At 52.9% G+C, this 5,314-nt stretch carries 6 protein-coding genes; 1 reads left to right on the top strand and 5 read right to left on the bottom strand.

What is annotated here, in order from left to right:
• Window positions 1–875: HAD-IC family P-type ATPase (locus B3W37_RS16530; protein ID WP_483176474.1), on the top strand; the 875-nt coding region annotated here is incomplete at its 5' end.
• A 103-nt stretch (window positions 876–978) separates the two neighbouring features.
• Here the strand turns inward: B3W37_RS16530 and B3W37_RS16525 are convergent.
• The 5 genes from B3W37_RS16525 to B3W37_RS16505 form a co-directional block, all read right to left on the bottom strand.
• Entirely contained in the window at window positions 979–2,040 is a 1,062-nt protein-coding gene (locus B3W37_RS16525; protein WP_483169376.1) for an acyltransferase, read from the bottom strand.
• Window positions 2,041–2,169: 129 nt separating this feature from the next.
• Window positions 2,170–3,180, bottom strand: coding sequence for a hydrogenase expression/formation protein HypE (hypE, locus tag B3W37_RS16520; RefSeq protein WP_483176473.1), 1,011 nt, complete (start codon window positions 3,178–3,180; stop codon window positions 2,170–2,172).
• A gap of 1 nt (window position 3,181) precedes the next feature.
• Window positions 3,182–4,261 (bottom strand): hydrogenase formation protein HypD, encoded by a 1,080-nt coding sequence (hypD, locus tag B3W37_RS16515; protein WP_483176472.1) that lies wholly within the window; start codon window positions 4,259–4,261, stop codon window positions 3,182–3,184.
• The gene (locus tag B3W37_RS16510) at window positions 4,251–4,484 is read right to left on the bottom strand and encodes a HypC/HybG/HupF family hydrogenase formation chaperone (RefSeq protein ID WP_483169371.1); all 234 of its coding nucleotides are present in this window, start codon (window positions 4,482–4,484) and stop codon (window positions 4,251–4,253) included. Before B3W37_RS16510 ends, hypD begins: the two co-directional genes overlap by 11 nt.
• Window positions 4,484–5,314, bottom strand: an 831-nt coding sequence (locus B3W37_RS16505) for a Kae1-like domain-containing protein (protein WP_483176471.1), incomplete at its 5' end; no start/stop codon positions are given. The genes B3W37_RS16505 and B3W37_RS16510, both read right to left, overlap by 1 nt.

Here is a 5,314-nt window from a genome sequence, read left to right as displayed (position 1 = left end):
TCAATGGCATTACGGAGGATGAAGTGCTGTCAATATCGGCAGCCATTGAATCCAGATCAGAGCACCCTTTGGGGGAGGCCATACTTAAATATGCCCGCCAAAAAGAGCTGGACATTCCTGTGGTAAGCAGCTTCGAAGCGGTTTGGGGAATGGGGGCTACAGGCCAGGTTGATGGCGTACCGTATCAGATAGGTAATGTGAAATTCTTCAGAGATAATTATGCCGAAATCCATCAGGTGGAAGAAAAGATCGCAGCTTTGCAGAATCAGGGCAAAACCGTCATGGTACTGGGGCAAGGCGGCAAGATCCTGGGGCTTATCGCCGTGGCTGATATTCTCAGGGACAACAGCCGTCAAGCTATTCAGCAGCTGAAAAAACTGGGCATTAAGAAAACCGTGATGCTTACCGGAGACAATGAGATAACCGCCGGGGCCATAGCATCTCAGGCCGGAGTAAATGAATACCGGGCCGACCTGCTTCCGGGGGACAAAGTGGATGCCATGAAGGAACTTTTGTCCAAATGCGGCAAGGTTGCCATGGTGGGAGACGGGGTGAATGACGCCCCGGCCATGGCCATTTCAACCGTTGGCATAGCCATGGGGGTAGCAGGAACCGACACCGCTCTGGAGACGGCGGACATCGCCTTGATGGCGGATGATTTGACCAAATTATCCTATGCCATAAAACTGAGCCGCCAGACCTTGAACATCATTAAGCAAAACATCGCTTTCGCCCTTTTGATCAAGGGGTTGATTCTTTTGCTGGTTATTCCCGGATGGCTGACCCTCTGGCTGGCGGTAGTTGGTGATATGGGCAGTTCTCTCTTGGTCACCCTTAACGGGATGAGGCTTTTGGGAGTGAAACAGGCCAAATAAAATGACGCTTTGGCATTGCAGGTTAATAAGGCCCGCTCCGTTCCGTTTGAAATAGGTTGGAGCGGGCCTTTGCTGCGGGCTGATTCAATGGCCGGATATTTTTTTAATGACGGGGTTTGCCGCTCTGCCCGCCCAAAAGCCACAGCAAGGGGGCATTTCGCACACAGTAAACGGCGGCCGCCGTTATAGCTACAGTCAGCAAATATAGCGTGATCATACCCCCCGCTCCTTCCCAGGCGCCAGGGATGCCCAATTTATGGACTATACGCTGTAAGAAAAGCAAGACTACGGGGTGGGAGAGATAGATCAGGAAGCTCTGCCGGGAAAACCAGTCAGTGAATGGCAGTCCCTCAAGGCCGTATTTCAAGGTCAGGCTATAAAAGAACAGGAAGGACATGATGGCATAGATCATGATGGTGGGCTTTCCAGAGGAGGCATAACTTTCGGTGACATGGCTGTCCCACAATAATACGGCCAGGCTGGCTGTCCATAGCATTGCCCAGCTGAGCCAACCTGAAGCCAGGGTGGGTTCTATCCGGGCTTTGAATCGAGCCATGTACATTCCCAGGCCAAAATAGCCGATCCATATGGGGAAGGCCACCAGATATATCTGGGGATAGGCGACACTGGGCAGAGCATGCCTGCCTATGGTGTTCATATATAAGATCATCTGACAGAACAGACACAGTGCCAGAAGTGAAATCAAAAAGCTTGAAGGGTGTTTTTGCATCCAGGCCTTGAGCAGAGGGTATAACAGGTAGCACTGTATGATGATGACCATGAAATAAAGGTGGTATGCACCGGTGCCCCACAGGAGATGCTTTCCCACTGCCGTTAAAAGGAGCAGCCCATCGGGCCAGGTATGAAGCATATATTGAGTCACCAGGGAGTAAAACAAGGTCCATAACACATAAGGCCACAGGATTTTGCCGAAGCGCTTGCGGTAGAAAAGGACCACCGGCTCCCTGCGAGCCGAGATCATATCCTGAAAATACAGCAGATAGCCTGATATAATAATGAACATGGGCACCGCAAAGCGCACCACCTGATTAGAAAACAAACCCCACCGGGATGCTCCGGCATAATCAGCTGTTACATGTATGCCGATGACCGCCAGTGTGGCCAGGACCCTTAAGATATCGAATACATACAACCGTCCCTGCATATTGCCCCGCCTTATCAAACACTGCCTCTATTGTAGCACTGCCGCCAGGGGTTTTCATCCTCCAGACGGCAGGGTAAAGCATTATTAATCAATCGCGTGGGAATTCCGGCAAGACTGCAGGCGATTCTCTTAACATATACGGGGCACATGCTCCCCTTCCAGCGCACTTAGAATGCGTTTGGCCCCCAGTTCTGTCTCCAACAACACCATACCGGGATGATTGCCTTTCACCTCTCCAATGATCTCAGCTCCACTGGTCTCAGGGATCTGCCGGAGTTCCCTCACCATATCCTGTATTTGTTCCGGTCCGGCAAAAATGACCATTTTCCCTTCATTAGCCATATACAGGGGATCCATCCCCAGCATATCACATGCCCCCCGCACCACCGGCGAAACCGGAATACGTCTTTCTTCAACTACGATTCCCATCTGGGCTTGATCCGCGATCTCGTTAAGTACAGTGGCCAACCCTCCGCGGGTAGGATCGCGCATACAGCGGATCTGCCCGGGGAACATGGAAGTCAGGCTGTTGATGCGGTAAAGAGCGGCACAGTCACTTACCGCTGGAGTGGAAAAGGCCAGCCCTTCACGCTGGGCCAATATAGCCAGTCCGTGATCCCCCACCTGTCCGGTTACGATGATCTGGTCTCCGGACTGTATACGACGGGGATGAAGCGGTGTTTCCGATTCCAGTACGCCAATACCGGTAGTATTGATGAAAACCTGGTCAGCGCTGCCCTTTTCCACCACTTTGGTATCGCCGCTCACCAGCTGCACCCCGGCCAGGCGGGCAGTTTCCGCCATTGAAGCGGCTATCTGTTTCAGCTGCCGGATGGGAAAACCTTCTTCGATGATAAAGGCCGCGGTCAGGTACAGGGGGCGGGCTCCGCAGGCCACCAGATCATTTACGGTTCCGCACACCGCTAACTTGCCAATATCTCCTCCCGGGAAAAATACCGGGGTGATGACGAAAGAATCTGTCGAGACCGCAATCCTGCTCAATGGCAGTTGTATTGTGGCGCCGTCTAACATGTCATCCAGATATGGATTGCTCCAGTTTTGTTTGAAAATCTCCTCTACCAGGCGGTGACTCAACAAACCTCCGCTGCCGTGGGCCAGCAGGACACGTTCATCTTTCAATTTATTCTCTTCCTTTCATAGGAGCATAGCGATAATGCGCCGCACAAGCCCCTTCCTGAGACACCATACACGGGCCCACCGGATTCAGCGGGGTACAGGTTTTGCCAAACAGGGCGCATTGCGCTGGGGAGATTTTGCCGGTCAAGATGCCGCCGCAGGCACATCCTTTGATGGTTTTTTCTTCTATTTCCGGGATGCTGAAGCGGCGGCAGGCATCGAAATGCGCATAGCTGTCGCGTATGGTCAGACCGCTGCCGGGAATGGCCCCCAAGCCCCTCCAACGCGCAGTTACCGGCTGAAATACCCTGGACATCAGTTTTTGGGCAATGGGATTGCCATTGGGTTTTACCACTCGTCTATATTGAATTTCCGCTCTGGCCTGACCGCTTATAATCTGCCGCATCAACATGTAGATGCCTTCCAGGATGTCTTCATCCCCGAAGCCGGTGATCACACAGGGCTTGTGGTATTTACTCACCAGTTCATCATAAGGACCAAGGCCGATAACCAGCGACACATGGCCCGGGCATATCAGTCCGTCCAATTGCATCTGGGCATCGGAGAATATTACTTCTAAAGCCGGAGGTACGATTTTATGCAGCGACAATACAGAAAAATTGTTTACCTTGAGCCTCTGGGCCTCAACAATGGTATGTGCCACCGTCGGTGCGGTGGTCTCGAAACCGATACCCAGAAAAACCATCTCTCGTTGAGGATTCTCCCTGGCCAGTTGCAGGGCGTCCAGGGGGGAATACACCACCCGGACATCCGCGCCCCGGCTGCGGCACTCCTGCAGGGAGGTCTCGCTTCCCGGAACCCTCATCATATCCCCGAAGGTTAATAGTGTAACTTCCGGATTTCTGGCCAGTTGAATCACCCTATCGATATCGCTCTGTGAAGTCACGCAGACCGGGCATCCCGGCCCCGATAACAGTCGGATATTCTCGGGCAGCAGATCACGCATGCCGGCGCGGGCGATAGCCATGGTATGGGTTCCGCACACCTCCATGAGGGCGGCCGGTTTAGCGAAGCTGCGTATTTCCTGCAACAGGCGGTTATTATAGGCGTTATCAGTTTTCATAAGCTTCTCCCAGTTTCCGCAATTCCAAGAGCCATCCCATAGTCTCCTCGGCTTCATTCTCATCTATGATTTGCATGGCAAAGCCGGCATGGATCAATACATACTGACCCGGAACAACATCAGGGGTCATGGCGATGCTCACTACCACCTGATTGCCATTAATATCAGCGGTGGCCGTGTAGTTGTCCTTGGATACAATCTTTCCAGGTACTCCCAGGCACATCAGTCTGTCACCTCGCTTGCTATTACCGCCTGTCCCAGAGCAATGCCTCCGTCTCCGGCCGGGACTTGACGATGTACATAAACTTTCATATTCATTCTATTTAAAGATTCCATCATGAGTTCAGAAAGTATTTGGTTATAAAAAACCCCCCCGCTCATAACCACTTGATCGATACCGCTCCGTTCTCGTACCAGCCGGATAGTCTCGGTGAATAAAGCGGCCAGGCCGCGATGAAAGCGAGCCGCAATAATCTCCGGCGTAATACCCTTTTCCAGCTCATGAATTATGCTCAGCCATAGCGGATTTGCATCCATTATCAGGCCTTGAGGCCCGCTATGAACCCGAACCGGGTAACTGCCCGCAGCACCATGCCGCGCCATGGCTTCCAGTTCCATTGCGGCCTGACCTTCATAGCGGTTAATCTGACAAACCCCCAATATTGCGCTGACCGCATCGAAAAGCCTGCCGCAGGATGAGGTCAAGAGGGACTCGCCGCGATCAAGGCGGTTGATAATAATATCTGCTTCCTCCCGGCTCATATCCGGCAGCCAGCGCTGGGCGTACCGTATTGCTCTTTCTCCCAACAGTTCATATAGATAGATAAAAGCCATACGATAGGGTTTCTTGGCGGTTAAGTCGCCGCCCGGCAGCGGTAGGTAGTTGAGGTGGGCCACCCGGTCGAAACTGCGATAGTCTCCGGTCAATACCTCTCCGCCCCATATGTTTCCGTCTGTTCCCCATCCGGTACCGTCGCATATCAGCCCGATGGCTTTGCCCTGCAGGCCGTTTTCAGCCATGGCGGCGGCCATGTGGGCGTGGTGGTGTTGAAC

Source organism: Syntrophomonas sp. UBA5494, from assembly GCF_002426325.1.
This window is presented reverse-complemented; position numbering and strand designations above follow the sequence as displayed.

What these genes read in the sequence shown, in the direction of transcription:
- B3W37_RS16510 (WP_483169371.1), bottom strand. Translation starts at nt 4,484, where the DNA reads ATGTGCCTGGGAGTACCTGGAAAGATTGTATCCAAGGACAACTACACG.
- B3W37_RS16525 (WP_483169376.1), bottom strand. Translation starts at nt 2,040, where the DNA reads ATGCAGGGACGGTTGTATGTATTCGATATCTTAAGGGTCCTGGCCACA.
- hypD (WP_483176472.1), bottom strand. Translation starts at nt 4,261, where the DNA reads ATGAAAACTGATAACGCCTATAATAACCGCCTGTTGCAGGAAATACGC.